Annotated in this window: 4 protein-coding genes; all 4 read right to left on the bottom strand. The window is 40.5% G+C overall.

Translation table 11 applies throughout. The annotated features are described in order from the left end of the window. Positions 1-268: 268 nt before the first annotated feature. On the bottom strand, positions 269-730 hold the full coding sequence (locus tag ABFC84_04715; GenBank protein ID MEN6412057.1) for a chemotaxis protein CheW: 462 nt from the start codon (positions 728-730) through the stop codon (positions 269-271). 34 nt (positions 731-764) lie between these two features. Then, a complete protein-coding gene (locus ABFC84_04710) occupies positions 765-1,814 on the bottom strand; it encodes a PocR ligand-binding domain-containing protein (GenBank protein MEN6412056.1) in 1,050 nt (349 codons plus the stop codon). 57 nt (positions 1,815-1,871) lie between these two features. Further along, positions 1,872-2,345, bottom strand: a complete 474-nt coding sequence (locus ABFC84_04705; protein ID MEN6412055.1) for a chemotaxis protein CheW — start codon at positions 2,343-2,345, stop codon at positions 1,872-1,874. Between the two features lie 16 nt (positions 2,346-2,361). Next, positions 2,362-2,549, bottom strand: a 188-nt coding sequence (locus ABFC84_04700) for a hypothetical protein (GenBank protein MEN6412054.1), incomplete at its 5' end; no start/stop codon positions are given.

Below are 2,549 nucleotides of genomic sequence, written 5' to 3'. Positions count from 1 at the left end.
GTGATCACCCCATGACAAAGACGCATTATATTTCTTTTATGGCTTTTGCCACAGGCGATTGTATTCATTTAATCAAGCAGTATCCCGAGTGGAATTTGGCTGTGCGTATCCCCAAAAGAGGACACGGAATGCTGATTTGGTACTGCACAGAACACGGTTTATTCTATCAGTTATTATAAAAGGAAAATAAGGAATATATCAACAAATGAAAAAGGAGCCACTATTTGTCGCTAATAACGACAAATAGTGGCAATTTCTTCTAAAAAATTTAATGCGTTGAGCTGCAGACTGCGTCATATTCTTCGGTAGATAATAGTTTATCCGCATACAAAACAACAATTAAGCGTTCACCGACTTTCACAATACCCCGAATATAGTTGGCATTATACTGAGCAATAAAGTTCGGCGGTATTTGTAAATCCGTGTCTTCAATTTTAACAATATCGGTTACTTCGTCGACAATACATCCGGCAATGGAATTTTGCACATTGAGCATAATAATTTTGCTTTCTTCCGTCGACTGTATTTCAGGAAAACCAAACTTAGATTTTAAATTAAAAATATAATTGACTTTACCACGTAAACTAATCATGCCTTCAATGACCTGGGGTAATCCGGGAACTTTTTTTATTTCAAATTTTTTTAATCGTAAAATGCCATTAACGGATAAGGCATCAACGGCATACTCTTCACCGTTTAATTCAAAGACAACTAACCGAATTGTGGCCACAATTGTTCATCTCCCTTAAGCAGAACGTTACCTATTATTTTTCATGAGCTAAGTCGTTTAACTGGGAAGTTAGTTGGGTAATGTCCTGAACGCTTGCAGTTACTTCTTCAATTGCCGCTGCCTGCTGCTCTACTGTTGACAATGTTTCATTGCCCATATGTACAGTATTGTCGACAGAAGATTTTATCACATTGGTAAATTCTTTGATTTTACCAACGGTCTGTTTAGAATCGGCGGACAGCTTCCGTATCTCTTCGGCAACGACGCCAAATCCTAGTCCGGCCTCACCCGCTCTGGCAGCTTCGATTGCGGCATTCAATCCCAGTAATCGTGTTTCGTCGGCAATTTCTTTAATGAATTCCATGACCTCGTCAATTTTTCCGGTGACTGTATTGACGTTTTTGATCTCTTCATTTAAGCTCGCCTGGTTATTATTTACAGTACCGGCTGAAGCTGCCAGTTCTTCCATTGTAGCAGATATTTGCAACAAGCTTTCATTGAGAGTTTCAGTTACCCCTTTCAATTTTAGATGCTGATAAGCAGACTTTGACATACTATTGGCTACAATAAATAGCACATTTGCTGCGGCTTCGATTCGTTCCTTCGACAGTTTGCTGACTTCATTTACAGCTCCCACATACTCGTCGGCATTTACACCGATTTCTTTCGCTATCCGGCGATATTTTTCTTCTTGAGGGGAATCAATTAATACTTGTCCGCCTAAAATTGTTCCGATCAGTCTACCTTCCAGCATAATGGGCGCCGCAAAATCAATCAAACCGGCATGACATTCATACACAACCGGTTTTCCGATACGTGCAGCCTCTTCCCCACCTTTTTTATGAGACTCAGCACAGCGTTTATCACCACACTCAGTAGAATGGGTATAATTCTCACAAAACCGGGTGTAATAACTGGGATCGGTTACCGGATTGCCGTCTACATCGACGGTTACACTAGCTAATCCCATTCCTTTGGCGAAATCGTCCTGAAATCGCTGGAGAAATTCTATGTCAATCACATCTGTAAGTTTTACATTGTTTAAATCCGAATCATTTTTACTGTTTAATTTATTTTGGTTCATAACTTATCTTCCTCTCTGCTTTATACTATTAATTTCTACAATTTATTTCAGTCCTCATTAATCTGAAATTTTTCCTAATTCCTTTTTCTCGTTGCCCGTTAGAATTTTATCCATATCAAGGGCAATAATCAGTCGATCATCCACCTTGCCGATACCAATAATATATTCGGAGCCGATTCCTCCTGCAAACGACGGTGTTTGTTCCATATCTTCCGCTGCCACAGGAATAATTTCCAGTATATCATCAACAATGAGCCCGCATCTTTGTCCGTTTACCTGCACTACAATAATCCGGGTTGTATCTTTCGCCGTAGTGATGCCAATATCAAATCTTTTTTTGATATCGACAACCGGAATCACGCTTTTGCGCAAATTCATAACACCTTCGACAAAAGCAGGCATCCCCGGCAATTTGGTAATTTTATTGGGCCGGGTAATTTCCTGCACCTGCTCAATGGGAATACCGTACTCGTACACGGTCTGATCTGTTTCCATCGTAAACACAACCAGTTTCATACTATCTTTCGCCATTGTCCCTGCTCCTTTTCTATAGGTTCGCCGCCATACCGGATAAATGATTTGCCATACTGGTCATTTCTTCAATTGTCGCGTTTACTTCTTCCACAGCCGCCGATGTTTCTTCCGTCACCGCCAAGGTGGATTGGGAAGCATCCGCTGTCTCATTCATGGATGTTTCAATCTGCTTTGTCAGTTCCTTAATTTGAGCGACTGTCT

This window comes from Veillonellales bacterium (genome assembly GCA_039680175.1).
Taxonomy (GTDB): domain Bacteria; phylum Bacillota; class Negativicutes; order JAAYSF01; family JAAYSF01; genus JBDKTO01.
Note: the sequence above shows the minus strand (reverse complement) of the source record. Positions and strands in the feature narration are given on the sequence as shown.

Bases quoted from the DNA above. Each gene is read 5' to 3' on its own strand.
- ABFC84_04705 (MEN6412055.1), bottom strand. From the start codon at position 2,345: ATGGCGAAAGATAGTATGAAACTGGTTGTGTTTACGATGGAAACAGAT.
- ABFC84_04710 (MEN6412056.1), bottom strand. From the start codon at position 1,814: ATGAACCAAAATAAATTAAACAGTAAAAATGATTCGGATTTAAACAAT.